The sequence below is a fragment of the Klenkia marina genome (assembly GCF_900101025.1).
Classification (GTDB): domain Bacteria; phylum Actinomycetota; class Actinomycetes; order Mycobacteriales; family Geodermatophilaceae; genus Klenkia; species Klenkia marina.
Genome location: NZ_FMUH01000005.1, coordinates 169822 through 194922, shown reverse-complemented (window position 1 = coordinate 194922; position 25101 = coordinate 169822). Strand labels below are relative to the sequence as shown.

Below are 25101 nucleotides of genomic sequence, written 5' to 3'. Positions count from 1 at the left end.
CCCCACCGCTCGCAAGCTCGCGTCGGGCCCCTGCTCGGGGCCGTGAACCGGAGGCAAGCCCGATGACCACCGTGATCCTCCTGCGCCACGGCCGCACCACGGCGAACGCCTCCGGGCTGCTGGCCGGGTGGACCCCCGGGGTCCAGCTCGACGAGAAGGGGCAGGAGCAGGTCGCCGCCGTCGGCGCCCGGCTCGCCGACGTACCGCTGGCCGCGGTCGTGTCCAGCCCGCTGGAGCGCTGCCAGCAGACGGCGGGCGCGGTGCTGGCCGGGCGCGAGCTCGAGCTGCAGACCGACGACCGGCTGGGGGAGTGCCGCTACGGCGACTGGACCGGCCGGCCGATCAAGGAGCTGCTCAAGGAGCCGCTGTGGAAGGTCGTGCAGCAGCACCCCTCCGCCGCCGTCTTCCCCGGCCCCGAGGGCGAGGGGCTGGCGCAGACCCAGGCGCGCGCGGTGGCCGCCGTCCGCGACTGGAACGCCCGGCTGGGCCCCGACGCCGTCTGGCTGGCCTGCACCCACGGCGACGTCATCAAGGCGGTGCTGGCCGACGCCTACGGCATGCACCTGGACTCCTTCCAGCGCATCGTCGCCGACCCCGCCTCGATCTCGGTGATCAGCTACACCGAGACCCGTCCGTTCGTGCTGCGGGTCAACGACTCCGGCGGCGACGTCAGCGCGCTCATCCCGCCGAAGAAGAAGGCCCGCCGGTCCCGGAAGGCCTCCTCGGACGCCGTCGTCGGGGGCGGCGCGGGCCCCGGCGGCGCGTAACCTCGTCGCCGTGCCACGCCAGGTCTTCCTCTTCGAACGCCCCGTCCGCTTCGTCGCGGGCACCGTCGGCCAGCCCGGTGACCGCACCTTCTACCTGCAGGCCAGCGACGAGGCCGGCCGGGTGATCAGCGTGGCCCTGGAGAAGTCGCAGGTCGAGGTGCTCGCCGAGCGCATGAGCGAGCTCCTCGACGAGGTCGCCACCCGCGCCACCACCGTGGTGCCGCCCGACGCCGACGTCGACGACCTCGACCCGCTCACCGCCCCGGTCGAGGAGGAGTTCCGCGTCGCCGCCATGGGCCTGGCCTGGGACGGCGAGGCCCAGGCCGTCGTGGTCGAGGCCGTGGCCGCCGGCGAGGAGCCCATCGACGAGGACGCCATCCTGTCCGACGCCGACGAGGGCCCCGACGCCCTGCGCGTGGTCATCACGCCCGCCGCCGCCCGCGGGTTCGTCGCCCGGGCCCGCCGCGTGGTCTCGGCGGGCCGGCCCTCCTGCCCGCTGTGCTCGATGCCGCTGGACCCCTCCGGGCACGTGTGCCCCCGGCAGAACGGGTACCGGCGCTGACCGAGCCGGCGCCGCGGACGGGGGACGAGCTGGTGGACGCCTTCCTCGACGGCGACCTCGACGACCTGTCCGAGGACGAGTACGAGGACGACGACGACCTCGACGAGCCGGACGAGGACGGCGGGACCCGCGAGGTCGAGGGCCTGTCCTTCGACCACGGCGACCGCGACCGACCCGCCGACGACGCCCAGGCGCGCACCCTGCTGCTCGACGGCGAGCTCGACCTCGAGGGCCGGCTGCTCGACGCCTCGAACGTCAGCCTCATCGGGGCGATCCGCACCGACCGGCTGGCGGGGGAGTGCATCTACAAGCCCGTGCGCGGTGAGCGGCCGCTGTGGGACTTCCCCGACGGCACGCTGGCCGGGCGCGAGATCAGCGCCTACCTGGTCTCCGAGGCCACCGGCTGGCGGGTCGTGCCGCCCACGGTGCTTCGCGACGGGCCGTTCGGCCCGGGCATGGTGCAGCTGTGGCAGCACGCCGACCCCACGGTCGACATGCCCACCTTCGTGCGCCGCGACGTCCCCGCGCTGCGCCGCATGGCGGTCTTCGACGCGGTGGTGAACAACGCCGACCGCAAGGGCGGCCACATGATCCCGATGGTCGACGGCCACGTGTACGGCGTCGACCACGGCATCTGCTTCTCGTCCGACCCCAAGCTGCGCACCCTGCTGTGGCGCTGGGCCGGCCAGCCGCTCACTGCCGAGGCCCTCGAGGTGCTCGAGCGGCTGACCGAGCAGCTGCGCGGCGACCTGGGTGAGCAGCTGCACGAGCACCTGACCCGCACCGAGGTGCGCCGGACCCAGCAGCGGGTGGCCGACCTGCTGCGCACCGGCCGACACCCCGAGCCCAGCGGCGACTGGCCCGCCCTGCCCTGGCCGCCCTTCTGAGCTGGCCCCTCCTGCCGGCGATCGTCCCCGGCCGGGGGTGGCCCGAGGCAGGGAAGCCCTTCCGTACTGGATGGCCGCTCCGCGTGGTGGAAGGGATCCCTTGCCCTGAGTGCGCTGATGGACGCGCAGCTCCGTCGACGGGACGGGTGCACCGGTGCGGACCCGGTGCTGTCGGACCCCCGCCGTAGGCTCGCCCCGTGCTCAGCTGGCCCGCCCCCCTCCTGCCGTCCCTGCCCGGGAACGGTCCCGCCCTGCGGTTGCACGACACCGCCCGCCGCGAGGTCGTGCAGACCCAGCCCGGCCCGGTCGCGAAGATGTACGTCTGCGGCATCACGCCCTACGACGCCACGCACCTGGGCCACGCCGCCACCTACCTGGCCTTCGACCTGGTCAACCGCATGTGGCGCGACCTCGGGCACGCCGTGCACTACGTGCAGAACGTCACCGACGTCGACGACCCGCTGTTCGAGCGGGCGAACCGCGACGGCGAGGACTGGGTCGTGCTGGGCATGCGCGAGACCGCGCTGTTCCGCGAGGACATGACCGCGCTGCGCGTGCTGCCGCCCGAGGACTACGTCGGCGCCGTCGAGGCCATCCCGCAGATCGTGGCCCACGTCGAGGAGCTGCAGGCCGCCGGGCTGACCTACACGATCGACGACGGCACCGGCGACGTCTACCAGGACATCGCCCAGGCGCCCGGCTTCGGCGGCGAGAGCGGCTACGACGAGGCCACGATGCTGCGCTTCTCCGCCGAGCGCGGCGGCGACCCCGACCGCCCGGGCAAGCGCAACCGGCTGGACCCCCTGCTGTGGCGCGGGGCGCGCGAGGGCGAGCCGTCCTGGCCCGGGCCGCAGGGCGTCGCGGGCCGGCCCGGCTGGCACGTCGAGTGCGCCTCGATCGCGCTGGGCACCATCGGCATGGGCTTCGACGTCCAGGCCGGCGGCAGCGACCTGGTCTTCCCGCACCACGAGTTCTCCGCGGTGCACGCCGAGTCGTTGACCGGTGAGAAGCCCTTCGCGTACGCCTACGTGCACGCGGCGATGATTGGGCTCGACGGCGAGAAGATGAGCAAGAGCCGCGGCAACCTGGTCTTCGTCTCGCGGCTGCGCGGCGACGGCGTCGACCCCATGGCCATCCGGTTGGCGCTGCTGAGCGGCCACTACCGCACCGACCGCGCCTGGACCCCCGACCTGCTCGCCGACGCCGAGCGGCGGCTGGCCACCTGGCGCGAGGCCGTCACCCGGCGCTCGGGTGCCTGCGCCGCCGAGGTGCTGGCGTCCGTGCGCGAGCGGCTGGCCGACGACCTCGACTCACCCGGCGCCATCGCCGCCGTCGACGCCTGGGCCGCCACGACCCTGGCCGGTGGCGAGCCCGCCGAGCAGGACGAGGGCGCCCCCGACGTCGTCCGCGACGCCGTCGACGCGCTGCTCGGCATCGCGCTGTAGTCCCGTGTCCTCGTTCCGGCTGACCGACCGGGCCGCCCGCGAGGCGGCCGAGCAGCTGCTCGCGCCGGGCGCGGCCCGCTCGACCGCCGGCCGGGGGCGTGCGCGTCCCGAGCCCGAGGACCCGCTGCGGACGGCGTACGAGCGCGACCGCGACCGCATCCTGCACGCCAAGGCCTTCCGCCGGCTCAAGCACAAGACCCAGGTCTTCCTGCACCCCGACGGCGACCACTTCGTCACCCGGCTGACCCACACGCTGCAGGTCACCCAGGTGGCGCGGTCGCTGGCGGCCGCGCTCGGGCTGAACGAGACGCTGGCCGAGGCCATCGCGCTGGGGCACGACGTCGGCCACTCACCGTTCGGCCACATCGGCGAGGAGGCGCTCGACCCCTACGTCCCCGGCGGCTGGCACCACGCCGCGCAGGGCGTGCGCATCGTCGAGCGGCTCGAGGACCTCAACCTCACGTGGGAGGTCCGCGACGGCGTGCGGGCGCACAGCTGGAAGATCGACCCGCCGCCGACCACCCGCGAGGCCGAGTGCGTGCGCTACGCCGACCGCATCGGCTACCTGTCCCACGACGCGCTCGACGCCGTCCGGGCCGGGGTGCTGCGCCCCGGTGACCTCCCGACCCGGGCGCGGCAGGTGTTCGGCGAGCCGGGCAGCCAGATGGTCGGCTCGATGATCGATGCCGTCGTGGCCGGCAGCCTCGCCGACGGTGGCCGGGTGGTCATGGCCGCCGAGCCGCTGGAGGCGATGCACGAGCTGCGGGCGTTCATGTTCGAGCGGGTCTACGGCTCGGAGGTCGCGGCCGGCCAGAAGCACGTGGCCGTCGACGTCATCCGCCGGCTGGTCGAGCACTACCTCGCCCACCCGGAGCAGATCCCCGACACCTACCGCGACACCGAGGCCGACACGATGACCCAGGTCGTCGACCACGTCACCGGCATGACCGACCGCTACGCCCTCACCACCCACGACCGCCTCTTCGACGAGGACGCAACGAACCGCATGCGCCCGCTCTTGCCCTGAGTCGTGAGGAGCGGGGCCCGGAGGGTCCCCGACGATGCCTCCGGCGACCCTCCGGGCCGCACCGCGGCCCGGAGCCGTTCCCCACCTGCGACGAGCGTGGCTGCGCCCTCCTCGGGGAGGGGATCGTGCCTCACCCCTCCCGTCGTCGGGCAGAGCCGTGAGGCTCGTCGGGGACCCTCCGGGCCCCGCTCCTCACCTCACTGCTCGCGGCGCTTGAGGTAACGCTCGAACTCGCGGGCGATCTGGTCGCCGTCGGCCTGGGAGAGGTCGCTCTCGGTGGCGCGCTCCTCCAGGGAGCGCACGTACTCGACGACCTCGTCGTCGTCGGCGGCCATCTCGTCGACCTGCTTGACCCACTGGTCGGCCAGCTCGGGCAGGGCGCCCAGCGGCACGGTGAGCTCGAGGACCTCCTCGACGCGGTGCAGCAGCGCGACGGTGGCCCGGGGCGAGGGCGGCTGGGAGACGTAGTGCGGGACGGCCGCCCAGAAGCTCACCGCGGGCAGCCCGGCCTGCACGCAGGCGTCCTGGAAGACGCCGAGGATGCCGGTGGGCCCCTCGTACTTCGAGCTCTCCAGGCCCCACTTCTGCGCGGTCTCGGAGTCGTAGGCCGAACCGGTCACCGGGGTCGGCCGGGTGTGCGGCGTGTCGGCCAGCAGCGCACCCAGCGCGACGACGGTCGAGACGTCGAGCTCCTTCAGGATGGCGATGAGCTCGGCGCAGAAGCCGCGCCAGCGCATGTTCGGCTCGATGCCGCGCACCAGGACGACGTCGCGGGTGCCCCCGGCGGGCTTGCGGGCCACGGAGATGCGGGTGGTGGGCCACTCGATGCGGCGGCTGACGCCGTCGACGAGGGAGACCTGGGGCCGGTTGACCTGGAAGTCGTAGTAGTCCTCGGGGTCCAGCGCGGCCAGCGGCTCGGCGTCCCAGATCAGCTCCAGGTGCTCCAGCGCGCCGGTGGCGGCGTCCCCGGCGTCGTTCCAGCCCTCGAAGGCCACCACGACGACGGGGTCGTCGAGACGGGGGAGGTCGGAGGGGACGGTGGTGGGGTCGATCACCCGTCCGAGCCTACGTCGCCAGCGCGCTGCCGCCCTCCGCCACCGGCGGAGGTGCACAATGGGGGTGAAGAGGTCGCACCGTGGAGCCCCGCAACGCAGCCGACTCGCCCGCAGGCGAGCCGCACCCGTTGACCCCGTGAGGTACCCGTGCCGCAGTCTCCCGACGTCCGCACCGCCGTCCGTCCCGACGCCACCGAGCAGCTCCGCGCGCTGCTCGCCGAGCGCATCCTCGTGCTCGACGGTGCCATGGGCACCGCGATCCAGCGCGACCGGCCCGACGAGGCCGGCTACCGCGGCGAGCGCTTCGCCGACTGGCCCTGCGACGTGCAGGGCAACAACGACCTGCTGAGCATCACGCAGCCGGCGATCATCCGCGGCATCCACGACGAGTACCTGGCCGCCGGCGCCGACCTGCTCGAGACCAACACCTTCAACGCCACCACGATCTCGCTGGCCGACTACGGCATGTCCGACCTGGCCTACGAGCTGAACGTGGCCAGCGCCCGGCTGGCCCGCGAGGCCGCCGACGCCGCCAGCACGCCCGACAGGCCCCGCTTCGTCGTCGGCGCCATCGGGCCGACCAGCCGGACGGCGTCCATCAGCCCCGACGTCAACGACCCCGGGGCCCGCAACGTCACCTACGACGAGCTCGTCGAGGCCTACCTCGAGCAGGCCAACGGCCTGGTCGACGGCGGCGCCGACCTGCTGCTCGTGGAGACGATCTTCGACACGCTCAACGCCAAGGCCGCGATCTTCGCCCTCGAGACGCTGTTCGAGGAGCGCGGGCGCCGCTGGCCGGTGATGATCTCCGGCACGATCACCGATGCCTCCGGCCGCACGCTGTCCGGGCAGGTCACCGAGGCGTTCTGGAACTCGGTGCGGCACGTGCGGCCGCTCATGGTGGGGCTCAACTGCGCGCTGGGCGCCGCCGAGATGCGCCCCTACATCGCCGAGCTGTCGCGGGTGGCCGACACGTTCGTCTCCTGCTACCCGAACGCCGGCCTGCCCAACGCGTTCGGCGAGTACGACGAGTCGCCCGAGGAGACCGCGGCGATCCTGCGCGAGTTCGCCGAGGCCGGGCTGGTGAACCTGGTGGGCGGCTGCTGCGGCACCACCCCCGGGCACATCGCGGCGATCGCCCGGACCGTCGAGGGCCTGGCCCCGCGCACGCCGGCCGTCGTGCGCCCGGCGCTGCGGCTGAGCGGGCTGGAGCCGCTGACCGTCGTCCCCGAGTCGCTGTTCCTCAACGTCGGCGAGCGCACGAACATCACCGGCTCGGCCCGCTTCCGCAACCTGATCAAGGCCGGTGACTACCCGGCCGCGCTGGCGGTGGCCCGCCAGCAGGTCGAGGCCGGCGCGCAGGTCATCGACGTCAACATGGACGAGGGGATGATCGACGGCGTCGCGGCCATGGACCGCTTCACCAAGCTCATCGCCTCCGAGCCCGACATCAGCCGCGTGCCGATGATGGTCGACTCCTCCAAGTGGGAGGTCATCGAGGCCGGCCTGAAGTGCGTGCAGGGCAAGGCCATCGTGAACTCCATCTCGCTGAAGAACGGCGAGGACGAGTTCGTCGCGCAGGCCCGGCTGTGCCGCAAGCACGGGGCTGCGGTGGTGGTCATGGCCTTCGACGAGGACGGCCAGGCCGACACCCTCGAGCGCCGCCAGCAGATCTGCCGCCGCGCCTACGACGTCCTGGTCGAGCAGGTGGGCTTCCCGGCCGAGGACATCATCTTCGACCCGAACGTCTTCGCCGTGGCCACCGGCATCGAGGAGCACGCGCGCTACGGGCTGGACTTCATCGAGGCCACCGCCTGGATCAAGCAGAACCTGCCCGGCGCGCTGGTCTCCGGCGGCGTCTCCAACGTGTCGTTCAGCTTCCGCGGCAACAACAAGGTGCGCGAAGCCATCCACGCGGTGTTCCTGTTCCACGCCATCCGGGCCGGCATGGACATGGGCATCGTGAACGCCGGTGCGCTCGAGGTCTACGACGAGGTGCCCGTCGAGCTGCGCGACCGCATCGAGGACGTCGTCCTCGCCCGCCGGCCCGACGCCACCGAGCGGCTGCTGGAGATCGCCGGGGACTACGCCGGGGACGGCAGCGTCAAGGAGGTCGCCACCGAGGAGTGGCGGTCGCTGCCGGTGGGCGAGCGGATCACCCACGCACTGGTCAAGGGCATCGACGAGTTCGCCGAGACCGACACCGAGGAGCTGCGGCTGGAGATCGCCGCCCGCGGCGGCCGGCCGATCGAGGTCATCGAGGGCCCGTTGATGGACGGCATGAACGTCGTCGGTGACCTGTTCGGCGCCGGCAAGATGTTCCTGCCCCAGGTCGTGAAGAGCGCCCGGGTGATGAAGAAGGCCGTGGCGCACCTCATCCCGCACATCGAGGCCGAGAAGAAGCCCGGCGACGCGGCCCGCTCCAACGGCACCGTGGTCATGGCCACGGTGAAGGGCGACGTCCACGACATCGGCAAGAACATCGTGGGCGTCGTGCTGCAGTGCAACAACTACGACGTCGTCGACCTCGGCGTCATGGTGCCGGCGCAGAAGATCCTCGACGCGGCGAAGGAGCACGGCGCCGACGTCATCGGGCTGAGCGGGCTCATCACGCCCTCGCTCGACGAGATGGTCGGGTTCGCCACCGAGATGGAACGCCAGGGCTTCGACATCCCGCTGATGATCGGCGGCGCCACCACGTCGCGGGCGCACACCGCCGTCAAGGTCGACCAGCGCTACCACGGCCCGGTGATCTGGGTGAAGGACGCATCGCGGTCGGTGCCGGTCGTCGCCGCCCTCCTCTCGGACGACCAGCGCCCCAAGCTGCTGGAGACCACCGAGGCCGAGTACGACGCGCTGCGCGAGCGGCACGCCGCCCGCGAGGACACCCGGTCGCTGCTGCCGCTGGCCGCCGCCCGCGCCGCCGCGCCGCAGCTGGACTGGTCGGACTACCGGCCCCCGCGCCCGCACATGCTGGACCGGCAGTCGCCCAGCGCCTGCGCGGGCGCCTCGTGCGAGCACCGCGGCGGGCACGTCACCCAGTTCCGCAAGGTGTTCACCGACTACCCGCTGGACGAGCTGCGCCGGTACATCGACTGGCAGCCGTTCTTCAACGCGTGGGAGATGCGCGGGCGGTTCCCCGACATCCTGAACAACCCGTCGACGGGCGAGGCCGCGCGGCGCCTCTACGACGACGCCAACGCGATGCTCGACCGGATCATCGAGGAGAGGTGGCTGCGCGCCGCCGGTGTGCTCGGTCTCTTCCCGGCCGACCGGGTCGACGGCGTCGAGGACATCACCGTCTACGCCGACGACGCCCGCACCCAGGTCGCCGCGACCTTCCACCACCTGCGCCAGCAGGGCGAGGGCCGCGACGGTTCGGCCCGCAAGTCGCTCGCGGACTTCGTCGCGCCGGCCTCGAGCGGGCTGCGCGACCACGTGGGCGCCTTCGCGGTGACCGCCGGTCTGGGGTCCCAGGAGAAGGTGGCCGAGTTCAAGGCGGCGCTGGACGACTACTCCGCGATCATGCTCGAGTCGCTGGCCGACCGGCTCGCCGAGGCCTTCGCGGAACGGCTGCACGAGCGGGTGCGCACCGAGTTCTGGGGCTACGACGCCGACGAGCGGCTCTCGCCCGAGGGCCTCATCGCCGAGAAGTACCGCGGCATCCGCCCCGCCCCGGGCTACCCGGCGTGCCCGGAGCACACCGAGAAGCGCACCATCTGGTCGCTGCTGGACGTCGAGGCCACCGTCGGCATCGAGCTCACCGAGTCGATGGCCATGTGGCCCGGCGCAGCGGTCAGCGGGCTGTACTTCTCCCACCCGCAGTCGCAGTACTTCGTGCTGGGCCGGCTGGGCCGCGACCAGGTGGTCGACTACGCCGAACGCAAGGGCTGGACCGTGGCGGAGGCCGAGAAGTGGCTGTCCCCGAACCTCGGCTACCGGACCGAGGATGAATGACCTCAGCGCGGTGCTGTTCGACATGGACGGCACCCTGCTGGCGACCGAGCAGTACTGGGACCAGGCGCTGGTGGAGCTGGCCGGGGGGTGGGGCGGCCGGGTCTCGGCCGCCGCGCTGGCCTCGACCGCCGGGATGGACCTGGACGGCGCCATGGCGGTCGTCCGCCGCGACGTCGGGGTCGACCGCACCCCGGAGCAGGCCGTCGCCGACGCCGGCCAGGTCATCGCCCGGGTCACCGAGCTGATGGCGCAGTCGGTCACCTGGCAGCCCGGCGCGCGCGAGCTGCTCCTGGCCTGCCTGGCCGCGGGGGTGCGCACCGCCCTGGTGACGACCACCGACCGGCCCCTGGTCACCCTCGTGCTGCAGCACCTGCGCGCCGACCTGGGCGCCGAGCCGTTCGAGGTCACCGTCTGCGGCGACGAGGTGCCCGCACGCAAGCCGGACCCGGCGCCCTACCGGCAGGCCATGGCCGCGCTGGACCTGCAGCCCGCGGACTGCGTGGTGGTCGAGGACTCGCTCACCGGCAGCAGCGCCGGCCTCGCTGCCGGCTGCCGGGTCCTGGTCGTCCCGCAGGGGCAGGACCTGCCCGCCGTCCCCGGTCTCACCCAGGCGCGCACCCTGGTGGGTACCACCCCGGACACCCTGGCTGCCCTCCCGGTGCCCACCCGGAGCTGACCCGCGCCTGACGCGTGCCACGGCCAGGTCCGCGGCCGGCGGACCGGCCCGGTGCGCCGGCAGAGCTCATCCGGTCGTGGTCACGCGGTCGAGGTTATGCGGTCGTTGTCATGCGGTCGTGGTCATCGGCAGGGTGGTGCGCCAGCCGGCCGCCGCGGCGGCCTCGGCCGGGAACGGCGGAGGAGTCCCGCCGAAGCTCGGGCAGAAGGCCTGGTGGTCGCACCAGCTGCACAGCCGGCTGCGGTTGGGCCGGAAGTCGCCGGTCTCGACGGCCTTGCCGATGGCCGCCCAGATCGCCTGCAGCGTGCGCTCGAAGCGCAGCAGCTCGGCCTCGTCGGGGGCGTAGGTGAGGACGTCGCCGTTCTTGAGGTAGATCAGCTTGAGCTGGGCAGCCACCACGCCCCGGGTGCGCCAGAGGACCAGGGCGTAGAACTTCATCTGGAACAGCGCCTTGGCCTCGAACGCCTCGCGGGGCATCCCGCCGGTCTTGTAGTCGACCACGCGCAGCGCGCCGTTGCGGGCCACGTCGAGCCGGTCGACGTAGCCGCGCAGGAGCAGCCCGTCGGGCAAGGTGACCTGGACCAGCTCCTCCCTGCCCTCGGGCTGGATGCGGGTCGGGTCCTCGAGCCGGAAGTACGTCTCGACCAGGTCGCCGGCCGAGGCCAACCAGGCCTCGAGGGTCTCGGCCGGCTTCTCCGTCCCCTCGGCCGGCGGGTCGAACAGCTCGGCCACGCCGGGCTCCTCGCGCAGCTCGACCCAGGCCGGGTCGACGAGCTCGCGGGCCGCCGCCACCGTGCGCTCGGCCGCCGGCAGGTCGTACAGCTTCTCCAGCACGGCGTGCACCAGCGTGCCCCGGACCGCGGCCCGGGACTTCTTCTCCGGCAGCCGGTCGATCGTGCGGAACCGGTAGAGCAGCGGGCAGGTCTTGAAGTCCGCCGCACGGGACGGCGACAGCGAGGGGCGGCGCGGGGTCGTGTCGGCGGCGGTGGTGCGCTGGTCGGCGGGGCCGGCCGAGAGGTCGGTGACGTCCAGCGAGAGCTCCGTCGTCGTCATGGCGGCCACGGTAGGTGCCGGGTACGACAGAACCGCGCCACCGACCCGCTCACCTAGGCTCGGCGCCCGTGGAACCCCAGCCCGAGCAGAGCCCCGTCGTCGACACCGTCGACACCGCCGTCACCGCCCCGCCGTCCGAGCCGGTGGAGGGCGCCTTCGCCGTCGGCGACCGGGTGCAGCTGACCGACCCCAAGGGCAACATGCACACCGTCGTCCTGACGCCGGGCAAGCAGTTCCACACCCACAAGGGCGCGATCGAGCACGACGACCTGATCGGCACCCCCGAGGGTTCGGTGGTCCGGTCCACCAACGGCACGGGATACCTGGCGTTCCGGCCGCTGCTGGCCGACTTCGTGCTCTCCATGCCCCGCGGCGCGCAGGTCATCTACCCCAAGGACGCGGCGCAGATCGTCGGGTTCGGCGACATCGGGCCGGGCATGCGGGTGCTCGAGGCCGGCGCCGGCTCCGGTGCCCTGTCGTGCTCGCTGCTGCGCGCGGTCGGGTCGAGCGGCTCGCTCACCAGCTACGAGCGGCGCGAGGACTTCCTCGAGGTCGCCCGCGCCAACGTCGAGACCTTCCTCAAGGAGGTCCCCACCAACTGGTCCCTGCGCCAGGGCGACCTCGCCGACCACCCTGCCGACGAGACCGTGGACCGCGTGGTGCTCGACATGCTCGAGCCCTGGGCGGTGCTGCCCACGGTGGCGGCCGCGCTGCGCCCGGGCGGGGTGCTGATCGGCTACGTGGCGACCACCACGCAGCTGTCCAGCTACGTCGAGGCGGTGCGGGCCCAGGGGTGCTGGACCGAGCCCTACGCGTGGGAGTCGATGAACCGGCCCTGGCACGCCGAGGGCCTCGCCGTCCGCCCCGAGCACCGCATGGTGGCCCACACGGCCTTCCTGGTCACCTGCCGGCGGCTGGCCGAGGGCACCGTCGCGCCGCTGCGGGCCCGCAAGGTGCGCCGCTTCTGAGACGCCTGGGGCGGGTCGTCGCGCAGTCGTCACCGGGGGAGCCCGGCGGCGCGGCGTCCTGTCGCACACCGTGGATACAGTGGCGGCTCGGCTGCCCCTGACGTGTGCGGAGGTGCGTGATGGGTTCTCTCGGGCCTGATGAGTTCCGAGCGCGACGGGAACGTGACGTCGTCTCGCTGGTGAGCCAGATCAGCTACCTCGAGGAGGAGATCGGCCTCCTGCGGCGCAAGGTGTCCGACAGCCCCCGCCAGGTGCGTGCCCTCGAGGAGCGGGTGGCCGAGGCCGAGGGCCGGGTCGCGTTCCTGTCCGAGCGCAACGACAAGCTCACCGACACCCTGCGTGGCGCCCGCGACCAGCTGGTGCAGCTCAAGGAGGAGATCGACCGCCTGGGCCAGCCGCCCTCGGGCTACGGCGTCTTCCTGGGCCGCTTCGACGACGGCACGATCGACGTCTTCACCGGTGGCCGCAAGCTGCGGGTCTCGGTCTCGCCGGCGGTCGACGGCGAGTCCCTGCAGTACGGCCAGGAGCTCATGCTCAACGAGGCCATGAACGTCGTCGAGGCCCGTGGCTTCGAGCGCTCGGGCGACGTGGTCACCCTCAAGGAGCTGCTGGAGCCGATCGAGGGCCAGCCGCTGCGCGCCCTGGTGGTCGGCCACACCGACGAGGAGCGCGTCGTCCAGCTGGCCGAGTCACTGCGGGGCCAGAAGCTGCGCAGCGGTGACTCGCTGCTGCTGGAGTCGCGGTCGGGGTTCGTCTACGAACGCATCCCCAAGAGCGAGGTCGAGGAGCTCATCCTCGAGGAGGTCCCCGACATCGACTACGGCGACATCGGTGGCCTCTCGCGGCAGATCGAGCAGATCCGCGACGCCGTCGAGATGCCGTTCCTGCACAAGGACCTCTTCACCACCTACGAGCTGCGCCCGCCGAAGGGCATCCTGCTGTACGGCCCGCCCGGGTGCGGCAAGACGCTCATCGCCAAGGCCGTCGCCAACTCGCTGGCCAAGCAGATCGCGGTCGCGCACGGCGCCGAGGAGGCCACCCGTGCGCGGTCCTACTTCCTCAACATCAAGGGCCCCGAGCTGCTCAACAAGTACGTGGGCGAGACCGAGCGGCACATCCGCCTGGTCTTCCAGCGGGCCCGCGAGAAGGCCAGCGAGGGCGCACCCGTCATCGTCTTCTTCGACGAGATGGACTCGATCTTCCGCACCCGCGGCACGGGGGTCAGCTCCGACGTCGAGTCGACGATCGTGCCCCAGCTGCTGAGCGAGATCGACGGCGTCGAGGGCCTGGAGAACGTCATCGTCATCGGCGCCTCCAACCGCGAGGACATGATCGACCCGGCCATCCTGCGGCCGGGCCGGCTCGACGTGAAGATCAAGATCGAGCGCCCGGACGCCGAGGCCGCGCGCGACATCTTCGGCAAGTACCTCACCACCACGCTGCCCATCCACGCCGACGACCTCGCCGAGCACGGGGGCAGCCGCGAGGCCACCATCGCCGGCATGATCCGGTCGACCGTCGAGCGCATGTACACCGAGACCGAGGAGAACCGCTTCCTCGAGGTGACCTACGCCAACGGCGACAAGGAGGTCCTGTACTTCAAGGACTTCAACTCCGGCGCCATGCTGCAGAACATCGTCGACCGGGCCAAGAAGATGGCCATCAAGGACCACCTCGAGACCGGGGCCCACGGCCTGCGGGTCGGCCACCTCATGGCCGCGTGCGTCGACGAGTTCAAGGAGAACGAGGACCTGCCGAACACCACCAACCCCGACGATTGGGCGCGCATCTCGGGCAAGAAGGGCGAGCGCATCGTCTACATCCGCACGCTGATCAGCGGCAAGGGCGACGAGAGCGGCCGGGCCATCGACACCGCCACCAACACCGGTCAGTACCTCTAGCCCGTGCGACGCGTCGTCCTGGCGGTCTCGGCCGCACTGCTGCTCACCGGCTGCACCTCGGTGGTGGAGGGGGTGGCCTCCCCGGCCGGCGGGGCCACCCCGACGGCCGGGGACGACCCCATGTTCGAGGCCCCCGGTGTGGGCACCTGCCACGACATCGAGGTCGCCTACCGCCCCCTCGAGGTGCCACCGGTGGTCGACTGCGGCGACGGGCACACGGGGGAGACCGCCGCGGTCCTGGACACCGGGCTCCCGCTGGACGCCGAGTACCCCACCGAGGCCGACCTGGACGACGACTACCTCGGCGACGCCTACGACGACGTCTGCAGCTACCAGACCGTCGACACCTACCTGCAGGCGCAGCCCGGCGACCGCGTGTACGCCGACCGCACCCAGGTGCTGCCCACCGAGGAGCAGTGGGCAGCGGGCGCCCGGTGGGTGGCCTGCGACGTCACCTACGGCTACAACACCCCTGAACCGGTGCCGGGCCGCCTGGCCGGCGCCCTGCAGTCCGGGGACACCTCGCCCTACCGTGCGTGCCTCGACGGCGACCCCGCGGAGAACGACGTCGTCCCCTGCAGCGAACCGCACTGGGCCGAGCAGATCGGCGGCCTGCCCGACGTGGCCGAGGGCACCCCGTTCCCGGCCGACGCCGCCGCACGCGCGGTGATCGCCGCCCAGTGCCTCCCGGACGCCGTGGACTACCTCGACGGTCCGCTGCCGCCGGACATCGCCGTGGACATCACCACCGACGACGCCGAGGACTGGGCCGGCTACCCGTTCCCGACCTGCGTGCTCGTCCCGGCGGGCGGCGGCACCACCGACACGTCCTTCCGCGACTGAACGTCCCTCATAGGGTGGCGGCATGAGCGTGCGGCGGGTCATGGGCACCGAGGTCGAGTACGGCATCTCGGTGCCGGGTCAGCCGGGGGCGAACCCCACCACGCTGTCGAGCCAGGTGGTCAACGCTTTCGCCCCCGCCGAGGCCGCGGCCCGTCGGCGTCCACGGTGGGACTTCGAGGAGGAGAACCCGCTGCGCGACGCGCGCGGCTTCGACCTGTCCCCGGCCCGGGCGCTGGACCACAACGACCCCGACGAGGACCCGGGCATGGCCAACGTCGTGCTCACCAACGGCGCCCGGTTCTACGTCGACCACGCGCACCCCGAGTACTCGAGCCCCGAGGTGACCAGCCCGCGCGACGTCGTCCTGTGGGACAAGGCGGGGGAGCGGGTGATGGCCGAGGCCGCCGTGCGGGCCGCCCGGGTCCCCGGTACCCAGCCGATCCAGCTGTACAAGAACAACACCGACGGCAAGGGCCAGTCCTACGGGGCGCACGAGAACTACCTGATGTCCCGCAGCACCCCGTTCCTGGACATCATCAAGGGGCTCGTGCCGTTCTTCGTGACCCGGCAGGTGGTGGCCGGTGCGGGGCGGGTCGGCATCGGCACCGACGGCCGCACCCACGGGTTCCAGCTCTCGCAGCGGGCCGACTTCTTCGAGGTCGAGGTCGGTCTCGAGACGACGCTCAAGCGGCCGATCATCAACACCCGCGACGAGCCGCACGCCACGCCCGAGGAGCACCGCCGGCTGCACGTCATCATCGGCGACGCCAACCTCGCCGAGCTGTCGACCTACCTCAAGGTCGGGACGACGGCGCTCGTGCTCGCGATGATCGAGGCCCGCGCACTGCCCTTCGACCTGGCGCTCGAGGACCCCGTGGCCGAGTTGCAGTCAGTCAGCCACGACCCCTCGCTCACCCACCGCATGCGGCTTGTCGACGGCCGCCGGCTCACGGCGCTCGAGGTGCAGCGGGTGTTCCTGGACCGGGCCCGCGAGTTCGTGGCGGGCACGGGCGACACCGACCCGCAGACCCACGACGTGCTCGGTCGGTGGGGCGAGGTGCTCGACGACCTCGCGGTCGACCCGATGCGGCTGGCCGACCGGCTCGACTGGCCGGCCAAGCTGCGCCTGCTCGAGGGCTACCGCTCCCGCGACGGCCTGTCGTGGGGCGACGCCCGGCTGGCCCTGGTCGACCTGCAGTACTCCGACGTGCGGCCGGACAAGGGCCTCTACCAGCGACTGGTCGCCCGCGGCGCCATGCAGACGCTGGTCACCGAGGAGGAGGTCACCGCCGCGATGAGCAGCCCGCCGGCGGACACCCGGGCCTTCTTCCGGGGTGAGTGCCTGCGCCGCTACCCGGCGCAGGTGGCGGCGGCCTCCTGGGACTCCGTGGTGTTCGACCTGGGCCGCGAGAACCTGGTGCGCATCCCCACCATGGAGCCGCTCCGGGGCACCCGCGAGCACGTCGGCGCCCTCTTCGAGCGGGTCGCCGACGCCCAGGAGCTGGTCGACACCATCACCGGGCCGTGACCGAGCCCCGGCGCCCCCGGCGGGTCGCCACCCGTGCGATCAACCCGTCCGACGTCGGTGCGCTGGTGCGGGTGCTGTCCGCGCTGCAGGTGCACCTGCTGTCCGGGGACCTGCCGGCGCCGCTGACCAGCTCGCTGACCCGGCACCTGGCCGGCGCCGGCCTCCTCGACCCGTCGGCCAGGCCGGCCGAGCTGCTCATCGCGCTGGACGACCTGGCCGCCCGGCTGCGCTCGGGCGGCACGGCGGCCGGGGCGTCGGACGAGACCCGTCACCTGGTGGGGTTCGCCGAGCGCGAGCAGGCCGACGCCTTCGCCGCGGGCGCGGCCCGCCGGGCCGGCGACGAGGTCGTGGGGCCCGAGCCGGCCGTCCCCGCCCGCTGGGTCGACGGCGTCCGGTGGCAGGTCACGGTGCGCGTCCTCGAACCCCCGATGACGCCGGCCTTCGACGCCCGCATCGCGTGGCTGCACGAGCTGGCCGACGCCCACGCCGGTCACCTCGGCGGTTGGGAAGCCTGAGCGGTTCCTGTCACACCCTCCGGGTAGCTTCCCCAGCAGGGCAGCACACCCACACCAACGGGAGGGCGACATGGCCACCAGGGACACCGGCGGGCAGCAGAAGGCCACGCGGTCACGCGAGGAGACCGACGAGGTCGAGGCGTCGGTCGACGCCGAGGGCACTGAGCGTCGTGAGCAGATGAGCTCCGACGTCGACGACATCCTCGACGAGATCGACGGGGTTCTCGAGTCGAATGCCGAGGAATTCGTTAAGGGATATGTACAGAAAGGGGGGGAGTGACCATTTTCGCTGGCATCCAGAATGTCAACCGAGAAATGGTGCCCGGATTGCGGTGCGACGCGGCCTGCGGCTGATTTCACCCGCGATCGGAGGCGGCGGGACGGCTTGGCTGCCTACTGCTCGGAGCATGCCAGGGAACGCGTGAACACATCGAGGCGTCGGCGACTCGGGGACCCGAAGCGCCGCTTCCCCGTCGGCGTGGAGGTGCCCGCCGGTGAGAAGTGGTGCCCGGACTGCGCGACGGTCAAGCCGTTGGACCAGTTCCTGACCACACCGAGATCGCGCACGGGCCGGCACACCTACTGCAAGCCCTGTCACAACGCGCGCGGCCGTGCCTCGTTGGAGAAGGTCGGAGGTGCGCGGACCTACCACCTCAAGCGCCGCTACGGCATCAGCGCAGCCGATGCCGAGGTCATGCTCCGCGAGCAGGGCGGGGTGTGCGCCATTTGCCGAACAGCACAGGCAGCGCACGTCGACCATGACCACGTCACTGGCGTGGTCCGCGAGCTGCTGTGCTTCAACTGCAACGGCGGCCTGGGTCAGTTCCGCGACGATCCGGCCGTTCTGCTGGCGGCAGTCGCTTACCTGGAGAAGCACGGCTCCGGTCCGGTCCCGGTCGACGGGGCCCCGACGGCGGGCTGCGCTGCAGCAGCCCGACTAGGGTCGGATCGACGAGACCGACGGGGGACACGCCCCGGTCGGCGCAGCACCGACCGGCCCGCTCCCGGGTCGGTCGACCAGCACGGTGCCGGTCCCGACGGGCCGGCGGAGGAGGCGCACGGGTGAGCGAGCAGATCGCCGGACGGAGCGGGTTCACCCCCGCCTACCTGGACCGGGTGGGGTCCTCCTTCACCGACTTCCTCGGCGTCACGGCGCCAGACCTGCTCCCCGGTCGCCGCACCGCACCGACGACCCCGGTCGGCGACCTCGCCCCGCACGGCACCACGATCGTCGCCGCCACCTTCGACGGCGGCGTGCTGATGGGTGGCGACCGGCGGGCGACGATGGGCAACCTCATCTCCAGCCGGGACATCGAGAAGGTCTACGCCGCCGACTCCTGGTCGGTCATCGGCATCGCCGGCGCCGCCGGGATCGCCATCGAGATGGTCCGGCTCTACCAGGTCGAGCTCGAGCACTACGAGAAGATCGAGGGGATGACGCTGTCCCTCGACGGCAAGGCCAACCGGCTCGCGGCGATGATCCGCGGCAACCTCGGCGCCGCCATGCAGGGCCTGGCCGTCGTGCCGCTCTTCGCCGGCTACGACCTCGACGCCGCCCCCGGCACCAGCCCGGGCCGCATCTTCAGCTACGACGTCACCGGCGGGAACTACGAGGAGCGCGGCTACGCCTCCGTCGGCTCGGGCTCGCTGTTCGCCCGTGGCTCCCTGAAGAAGACCTGGCGCCCCGGGCTGTCCGCCGACGCGGCCACCCGCAGCCTGGTCGAGGCGCTCTACGACGCCGCCGACGACGACTCCGCCACCGGCGGCCCCGACGCCGTCCGCCGGCTCTACCCGATCCTGTACCGCGTCGACGCCGAGGGTGCCGTGCGGCTGCCCGACGCCGAGGTCGCCGAGATCGCCGCCTCGATCGCCACCGAACGGTCCGCCGGGCCCGAGACCAGGGAGGCCTGAGCCATGACCATGCCCTACTACGCCTCCGCCGAGCAGGTCATGCGCGACCGCTCGGAGTACGCCCGCAAGGGCATCTCCCGCGGTCGCAGCGTCGTCGTGCTCACCTGCGCCGACGGCGTGCTGCTGATCGCCGAGAACCCCAGCTCGACGCTGCACAAGGTCGGCGAGATCTACGACCGCATCGGGTTCGCCGCGGTCGGCCGGTACTCCGAGTTCGAGAGCCTGCGGGTGGCCGGCGTGCGGCTGGCCGACGTGCGGGGCTACTCCTACAACCGGCGCGACGTCACCGGCCGGGTCGTGGCCAACGCCTACGCCCAGACGCTCGGATCGATCTTCACCGAGCAGATGAAGCCCTTCGAGGTCGAGCTCTGCGTCGCCGAGGTCGGCAGCACCCCCGAGTCCGACCAGCTCTACCGGCTCACCTTCGACGGTTCCGTCGTCGACGAGCCCGACTTCGTGGTCATGGGTGGGCAGGCCGACGCCGTGACGGCCAACCTGCGCGAACACTTCCGAGCCGGGCTCCCGCTGCGCAAGGCCCTCGAGGCCGGCGTGGCCGCCCTCTCGGCGGTCAGCGCCTCCACCCAGGCCAACGGGGGCACCCACGCCAGCCTGCCGGCCGGTTCGCTCGAGGTCGCCCTTCTCGACCGGGCGCGACCCAAGCGCACCTTCCGCCGCATCACCGGGGCAGCGCTGCGCACCCTGCTCGGCGCCGACGCACCAGCCACCGAGCCCGCGGCGACCGAGACGGAGCCGGGGGAGGACGCCGCAGCGCACCAGCCGAGCACCCCGGCGCCGGGCACCCCGCCCGGCCTGGGCGACCCCAGCGCCGCGGACACGGCCGGGGGCACCTCCGAGGCACCCGCCCCCGACGACGCGACCCCCGACGACGCCACCCCCGAACCCGGTACACCGGCCTAGGCTCGACACCGTGGACCGCAGGATCTTCGGCATCGAGACCGAGTACGGCGTCACGTGCACCTCGGAGGGCCAGCGCCGGCTCTCGCCCGACGAGGTCGCCCGCTACCTGTTCCGGCGGGTGGTGTCGTGGGGCCGCAGCTCCAACGTGTTCCTGCGCAACGGCGCCCGGCTCTACCTCGACGTCGGCAGTCACCCCGAGTACGCCACCGCCGAGTGCGACGACCTCACCGAGCTGGTCGTCCACGACAAGGCCGGCGAGCGCATCCTTGAGGGCCTGCTCGTCGACGCCGAGCAGCGGCTGGCCGACGAGGGCGTGACCGGGGACATCTACCTGTTCAAGAACAACACCGACTCCGCGGGCAACAGCTACGGCTGCCACGAGAACTACCTGGTGGGCCGGCAGGGCGAGTTCTCCCGGCTGGCCGACGTCCTCATCCCGTTCCTGGTCACCCGGCAGATCGTGTGCGGCGCCGGCAAGGTGCTGCAGACCCCGCGCGGCGCGGTCTACTGCGTCAGCCAGCGCGCCGAGCACATCTGGGAGGGCGTCTCCTCGGCGACCACCCGCTCGCGCCCGATCATCAACACCCGCGACGAGCCGCACGCCGACGCCGAGCGGTACCGCCGCCTGCACGTCATCGTCGGCGACTCCAACATGAGCGAGACCACCACCCTGCTCAAGGTGGCCATCACCGACCTGGTGCTGCGCATGGTCGAGGACGGCGTCCCGGTGCGGGACATGGCGCTGGAGAACCCCATCCGGGCGATCCGCGAGATCAGCCACGACCTCACCGGCCGGCGTCAGGTCCGGCTGGCCAACGGGCGCGAGATGTCGGCGCTGGAGATCCAGACCGAGTACCACGACCGGGCCGCCGAGTACGTCGACCGCGAGGGCCTGGGCCCGGTGCACCGGCAGATGCTCGAGCTGTGGGGCCGCACCCTCAAGGCGGTCGACACCGGTGACCACTCGCTCATCGACCGCGAGGTCGACTGGGCCATCAAGCAGTCGCTCATCGAGCGGTACCGGGCCAAGCACGGCCTGTCGCTGTCCTCGGCCCGGATCGCCCAGCTCGACCTCGCCTACCACGACATCCGTCGCGGCCGTGGCCTCTACTACCTGCTGGAGCGGGCAGGTCAGGTCGAGCGGGTCACCCACGACCCCCGCATCTTCGAGGCCAAGAACGTGCCGCCGCAGACCACGCGGGCCAAGCTGCGCGGCGACTTCATCCGCAAGGCCCAGGAGAAGCGCCGCGACTTCACCGTCGACTGGGTGCACCTCAAGCTCAACGACCAGGCCCAGCGCACCGTGCTGTGCAAGGACCCGTTCAAGAACGTCGACGAGCGGGTGGACAAGCTCATCAACTCGATGTGACCCGGTGGCCGCGGGCAGGCGCCCGCGGCCACCCGTCACTGCGGTCGCACGAGCGAAGCGGCGTACCGGCCCGCACAGGCGGCGGCCAGGAAGTAGGCGTGGTCGGCGTCCAGACCCCGTCCCATCGTCGACAACCCCACGGGGAGGTCGCGCAGAGCGGCATCCAGACCCTCGACCTCGACCTCCACTACAGGGTTGCGGTCGGGCTGACCGGCCAGGTCCTCGGCGACCTGCACCTCGAGGTCGGCCGGCAGCTCGGCGGGCACCGGCAGCGCGACACCGCCGAGCGCCACCCGGCCGAAGGCGGTCAGCGAGTGGTGCGACACGCCCCGGTGCCGCGGTCGCGGGTCGGCGTCGGAGATGCGCAGGGCGCCCACGGTGCGCCCGCCCAGCACGTGCGCCGCGTTGCACGCCTCGCCGGCGGCCACCCCCGAGAAGCCCCACGGCGTGCCGGTGCCCAGGTTGCCCGGGCCCTGCGCGACGACGGCGACGTCCGCGCCCAGGACGTGCCGAGCGGCCAGCAGCCCGGTGTGCACCGTGACCGCCTCCAGGTCGCCACCGAACGCCTGGCCCACCGTGACCACCCCGGCCAGCGACCCGGCCAGCCCGTCGAGCGTGCGGGAGAACGCCGCGGGCAGGGCGCCGCCGTCGGTCATCACGTAGGCCACCCGCAACTGCGGGGCGGTGGCCAGCACCCCGGCCAGCACCGCGGGGAGCGCCGAGTGCAGGTCGGCCACGACGACCGGCATGCCGCCGACGTCCTCGGCCTCGGCGATGACCCGGTGGTGCGGGGTCTCCTGCTCGTCGACGCCCTGCACGGTCACCTGCAGCCCGGTGTAGCGGCCCTTGACCAGGTGCCCGGGGCCGGTCGGGTCGGCCGGCAGCCGGTCGGGGAACGCGACGACCAGCGCGTAGCCACCGGTACCCAGCCGCTGCGCCCACGCCGTGGTGTTGAGCAGCACCGCGTCGCCCACCTCGGGGGTGCCCACCACCGAGGGGTGCGCCAGCGCCCGCAGCGCACCGTCCCCGGGGACGTCGACCTCCAGCTCGACCGAGTCGCGCCACGTGCGGCCCAGCGCGGTCACCGTCCCGCGCCGCCAGCGGATCCGGGACTCGGGCACCTGTGCGCTCACCCGGCCCAACCTAGGGGACGCACTAGCCTGGCCACCGTGTCGGCCAAGCGTGCGGAGAGACTGATGAACCTGGTCTTCGCCCTCCTCGGCACCCGCCAGTTCGTGACCGCGGAACGGATCCGCACGATCGTCCCCGGCTACGAGCCGGCCGACGGCTCCGAGCGGGCCGACGAGGCTTTCAAGCGCATGTTCGAGCGCGACAAGTCCGACCTGCGCGAGCTCGGGGTGCCGCTGGAGACCGGCCGCACCAGCATGTTCGACCTCGACGAGGGCTACCGCATCGCCCGATCGGCCTACGAGCTGCCCGAGATCACCCTCACCGGCGACGAGGCCGCCGCGGTGGGGCTCGCGCTGCGGCTGTGGCAGTCCGCGCAGCTCGGCGGGGCCGCCCAGGGCGCGCTGGTCAAGCTGCGGGCAGCCGGCGTCGACGTCGACGCGGCCGGGGTGCTGCCGCTGCAACCACGCCTGGACGCCGGCGAACCGGCCTTCGACGCCTGCTACACCGCCGCGCGCGACCGCAGGCTGCTCACCTTCACCTACACCCGCCCCGACGAGGACGCCGGCACCGTGCGCCGGGTGCAGCCCTGGGGGGTCGTGTCCTGGCACGGCCGCTGGTACCTCGTCGGGCACGACCTCGACCGGGCCGCGGCCCGGGTCTTCCGGCTCTCCCGCGTCGCCGGCCGACCCCGCATCAGCGGCCCGCCCGATGCCTTCGCCCCGCCGGCCGACCTCGACCTGGCCGCCGTCGTGGCCCGCCAGGTCGACCGACCCGAGCAGGTCGTGGTGCTCACCGCCCGCCCCGGCACCGCCGTCGGTCTGCGCCGACGCGCCACCGAGCTGGGCACCGACGGGCACGGTGACGACCGCCTCGAGCTGCGCACCACCGAGCCGTGGTCGCTGGCCGACCAGATCGCCGCGCACGGTCCCGACGTCCTGGTCGAGAGCCCGCCCGAGCTGCGGGCCGCCGTCGTCGAGCGGCTGACCCGGCTGGCCGGGGGTGCCTCGTGAGCGCGCCGGGCACCGACCGCATGACCCGGCTGCTGGCCCTGGTGCCCTACCTGGAGGCCCGGCCCGACGGCGTGCTGCTGGCCGACGCGGCCCGCGACTTCGGGGTGACCGAGGCCCAGGTGCAGAAGGACCTCGAGCTGCTCTGGGTCTGCGGCCTGCCCGGGCACGGGCCCGGGGACCTGATCGACCTCAGCTTCGAGGGCGACCGCGTGCGGGTCACCGACACCGCCGGGCTGGCCCGACCGCTGCGGCTGGCCACCGACGAGGCCGTCGCGCTCGTCGTGGCGCTGCGGGCACTGCTCGAGCTGCCCGGGCTGGCCGAGACCGACGCCGTCAGCCGGGCACTGGTCAAGGTGTCGGCGGCCGCGGGCGAGCCGGTGGACCTGGCCGGTGCGGTGACGGTGTCCATCGACGCGCGGGCGCAGACCCTGGCCGTCGTCCGGCGGGCGCTGGAGACCGGGCGCGCGCTGCACCTGCACTACTACGTGCCCAGCCGCGACGAGCGCACCGAGCGCACCGTCGACCCCATGCGCCTGCTGCTCGTCGAGGGCCACTGGTACCTCGAGGCCTGGTGCCGGCGGGTCGAGGGCACCCGGCTGTTCCGGCTGGACCGCGTCGACGACCTGACCGTGCTCGACGAGCCCGCTGCACCACCCGAGCAGGCCCAGCCGCGCGACCTCGACGACGGTCTGTACCAGCCGGGGGAGGACCAACCCCTGGTGCGGCTGCGGCTGGACCGCAGTGCCCGGTGGGTCGCCGACTACTACCCGGTGGAGGAGTCCGTGCCGGTCGACGACCCGCCCGGCGGGCTGTCGGTCGCCGTCCGCACGGCCGACCCCGCGTGGGCCCGGCGGCTGGTCGCCTCGCTCGGCGGGGCGGCGCGCGTGGAGGACCCGCCGGAGCTGGCGCAGGAGATCGCCGAGGCCGCACGGGCCGCCCTGGCCCGCTACGCGGACTGACCTCGGACCCGCCGGATAGGGTCGACCCGTGCTGCTGCTCATCGTGTTCGGCGTCGTCGTCGTGCTGGCCCTGGTCGTGCTGGGGTCGCTCGGCTACGCGCTGCTCGGTGCCGTCGGCCGCGTCGTGCGGGAGCTGCAGGCCCTGCAGCGCGACGTCGCGCCCGTGGCCGCGCAGCTCCAGGCGTCGGTGACGGCTGCCGCGGCCGCCCGGCAGCGCCCGTCCGACGACCCGTCGCACGGGTAGCCTCGTACCCGCCGCCCCACCGACCCCGGAGGACCCGATGAGCCTCGGCCCGCTCGAGATCGGCCTGATCATCCTGGCCGTCCTGCTGCTGTTCGGCTACAAGAAGCTGCCCGACGCCTCGCGTTCCCTCGGTCGCTCGATGCGCATCTTCAAGGGTGAGATGAAGGGCATGAAGGACGACGACGTCCGCGCCAAGGACGAGGCGACGACCGTCCGTGGGCAGCTGACCCCGCCCGCCACCCCCGCCGCGCCGGACTACGAGGCCGAGGCGCGTGCTGCCGAGGCCCGCGCCGCCGAGGCGCGTGCGCGCGCCGACGCCGCCCAGCGGTCGGCCACCCCGCTCGACGGCACCCGCTGACCCCGGCGGTCGCCCCG

24 protein-coding genes are annotated in these 25101 nt (G+C 73.0%); 21 read left to right on the top strand and 3 right to left on the bottom strand.

Going from position 1 to position 25101, the window contains the following annotated elements; translation table 11 throughout:
* The first annotated feature begins 62 nt into the window (after positions 1–62).
* From BLP29_RS15385 to BLP29_RS15365, 5 genes are all read left to right on the top strand, one after another.
* Positions 63–767 carry a histidine phosphatase family protein gene (locus BLP29_RS15385; RefSeq protein ID WP_092806049.1) on the top strand — a complete coding sequence of 235 codons (705 nt, stop codon included), beginning with the start codon at positions 63–65 and terminating at the stop codon, positions 765–767.
* 10 nt (positions 768–777) lie between these two features.
* Positions 778–1329: a DUF3090 family protein gene (locus BLP29_RS15380; RefSeq protein WP_092806047.1), complete on the top strand. Its 552-nt coding sequence runs from the start codon at positions 778–780 to the stop codon at positions 1327–1329.
* Between the two features lie 32 nt (positions 1330–1361).
* Positions 1362–2216, top strand: a complete 855-nt coding sequence (locus BLP29_RS15375; RefSeq protein WP_092806045.1) for an SCO1664 family protein — start codon at positions 1362–1364, stop codon at positions 2214–2216.
* Between the two features lie 197 nt (positions 2217–2413).
* A complete protein-coding gene (gene mshC / locus BLP29_RS15370; protein WP_092806043.1) occupies positions 2414–3661 on the top strand; it encodes a cysteine--1-D-myo-inosityl 2-amino-2-deoxy-alpha-D-glucopyranoside ligase in 1248 nt (415 codons plus the stop codon).
* A 4-nt stretch (positions 3662–3665) separates the two neighbouring features.
* Positions 3666–4688, top strand: coding sequence for an HD domain-containing protein (locus BLP29_RS15365; protein WP_092806041.1), 1023 nt, complete (start codon positions 3666–3668; stop codon positions 4686–4688).
* 197 nt (positions 4689–4885) lie between these two features.
* On the opposite strand, the gene BLP29_RS15360 is transcribed toward BLP29_RS15365, so the two are convergent.
* Positions 4886–5743 (bottom strand): PAC2 family protein, encoded by an 858-nt coding sequence (locus BLP29_RS15360; protein ID WP_092806039.1) that lies wholly within the window; start codon positions 5741–5743, stop codon positions 4886–4888.
* A 147-nt stretch (positions 5744–5890) separates the two neighbouring features.
* Between BLP29_RS15360 and metH the strand changes: the two genes are divergently transcribed.
* Positions 5891–9700, top strand: a complete 3810-nt coding sequence (gene metH / locus BLP29_RS15355; protein WP_092806037.1) for a methionine synthase — start codon at positions 5891–5893, stop codon at positions 9698–9700.
* Positions 9693–10376 (top strand): HAD family hydrolase, encoded by a 684-nt coding sequence (locus tag BLP29_RS15350; protein WP_092806034.1) that lies wholly within the window; start codon positions 9693–9695, stop codon positions 10374–10376. Before metH ends, BLP29_RS15350 begins: the two co-directional genes overlap by 8 nt.
* A gap of 108 nt (positions 10377–10484) precedes the next feature.
* On the opposite strand, the gene BLP29_RS15345 is transcribed toward BLP29_RS15350, so the two are convergent.
* On the bottom strand, positions 10485–11429 hold the full coding sequence (locus BLP29_RS15345; RefSeq protein WP_092806032.1) for a RecB family exonuclease: 945 nt from the start codon (positions 11427–11429) through the stop codon (positions 10485–10487).
* Between the two features lie 68 nt (positions 11430–11497).
* Here BLP29_RS15345 and BLP29_RS15340 point away from each other — a divergent pair, with 68 nt between their 5' ends.
* The 10 genes from BLP29_RS15340 to pafA all read left to right on the top strand — a co-directional run bounded on the left by BLP29_RS15340 (position 11498) and on the right by pafA (position 21382).
* On the top strand, positions 11498–12397 hold the full coding sequence (locus BLP29_RS15340) for a tRNA (adenine-N1)-methyltransferase (RefSeq protein ID WP_092806030.1): 900 nt from the start codon (positions 11498–11500) through the stop codon (positions 12395–12397).
* A 179-nt stretch (positions 12398–12576) separates the two neighbouring features.
* On the top strand, positions 12577–14298 hold the full coding sequence (gene arc, locus BLP29_RS15335) for a proteasome ATPase (protein WP_243470005.1): 1722 nt from the start codon (positions 12577–12579) through the stop codon (positions 14296–14298).
* A gap of 3 nt (positions 14299–14301) precedes the next feature.
* Positions 14302–15141 carry a septum formation family protein gene (locus BLP29_RS15330; protein ID WP_092806026.1) on the top strand — a complete coding sequence of 280 codons (840 nt, stop codon included), beginning with the start codon at positions 14302–14304 and terminating at the stop codon, positions 15139–15141.
* Between the two features lie 22 nt (positions 15142–15163).
* Positions 15164–16669, top strand: a complete 1506-nt coding sequence (gene dop / locus BLP29_RS15325; protein WP_092806024.1) for a depupylase/deamidase Dop — start codon at positions 15164–15166, stop codon at positions 16667–16669.
* Positions 16666–17184, top strand: coding sequence for a ribonuclease E inhibitor RraB (locus BLP29_RS15320; RefSeq protein ID WP_092806022.1), 519 nt, complete (start codon positions 16666–16668; stop codon positions 17182–17184). Before dop ends, BLP29_RS15320 begins: the two co-directional genes overlap by 4 nt.
* Positions 17185–17254: 70 nt before the next feature.
* Entirely contained in the window at positions 17255–17464 is a 210-nt protein-coding gene (locus tag BLP29_RS15315; RefSeq protein ID WP_092806020.1) for a ubiquitin-like protein Pup, read from the top strand.
* A gap of 198 nt (positions 17465–17662) precedes the next feature.
* Positions 17663–18250 carry an endonuclease VII domain-containing protein gene (locus tag BLP29_RS15310; protein WP_243470004.1) on the top strand — a complete coding sequence of 196 codons (588 nt, stop codon included), beginning with the start codon at positions 17663–17665 and terminating at the stop codon, positions 18248–18250.
* On the top strand, positions 18247–19095 hold the full coding sequence (gene prcB, locus BLP29_RS15305) for a proteasome subunit beta (protein ID WP_092806016.1): 849 nt from the start codon (positions 18247–18249) through the stop codon (positions 19093–19095). The genes BLP29_RS15310 and prcB overlap by 4 nt, the downstream gene beginning before the upstream one ends.
* A 3-nt stretch (positions 19096–19098) precedes the next feature.
* Positions 19099–20013 carry a proteasome subunit alpha gene (prcA, locus tag BLP29_RS15300; RefSeq protein WP_092806014.1) on the top strand — a complete coding sequence of 305 codons (915 nt, stop codon included), beginning with the start codon at positions 19099–19101 and terminating at the stop codon, positions 20011–20013.
* A 10-nt stretch (positions 20014–20023) separates the two neighbouring features.
* Complete coding sequence (pafA, locus tag BLP29_RS15295; RefSeq protein ID WP_092806012.1) at positions 20024–21382, top strand: Pup--protein ligase; 1359 nt, start codon at positions 20024–20026, stop codon at positions 21380–21382.
* Between the two features lie 35 nt (positions 21383–21417).
* On the opposite strand, the gene BLP29_RS15290 is transcribed toward pafA, so the two are convergent.
* Positions 21418–22515: a DUF3866 family protein gene (locus tag BLP29_RS15290; protein WP_243470003.1), complete on the bottom strand. Its 1098-nt coding sequence runs from the start codon at positions 22513–22515 to the stop codon at positions 21418–21420.
* Positions 22516–22578: 63 nt separating this feature from the next.
* Here BLP29_RS15290 and BLP29_RS15285 point away from each other — a divergent pair, with 63 nt between their 5' ends.
* The 4 genes from BLP29_RS15285 to tatA are packed head-to-tail and all read left to right on the top strand — an operon-like array spanning position 22579 to position 25084.
* Positions 22579–23523, top strand: coding sequence for a helix-turn-helix transcriptional regulator (locus BLP29_RS15285; protein ID WP_243470002.1), 945 nt, complete (start codon positions 22579–22581; stop codon positions 23521–23523).
* Complete coding sequence (locus BLP29_RS15280; protein WP_207798524.1) at positions 23520–24482, top strand: helix-turn-helix transcriptional regulator; 963 nt, start codon at positions 23520–23522, stop codon at positions 24480–24482. The genes BLP29_RS15285 and BLP29_RS15280 overlap by 4 nt, the downstream gene beginning before the upstream one ends.
* 28 nt (positions 24483–24510) lie before the next feature.
* Entirely contained in the window at positions 24511–24726 is a 216-nt protein-coding gene (locus BLP29_RS15275; protein ID WP_243470001.1) for a hypothetical protein, read from the top strand.
* A gap of 37 nt (positions 24727–24763) precedes the next feature.
* The gene (tatA, locus tag BLP29_RS15270) at positions 24764–25084 is read left to right on the top strand and encodes a Sec-independent protein translocase subunit TatA (RefSeq protein ID WP_092806006.1); all 321 of its coding nucleotides are present in this window, start codon (positions 24764–24766) and stop codon (positions 25082–25084) included.
* Positions 25085–25101 lie beyond the last annotated feature (17 nt).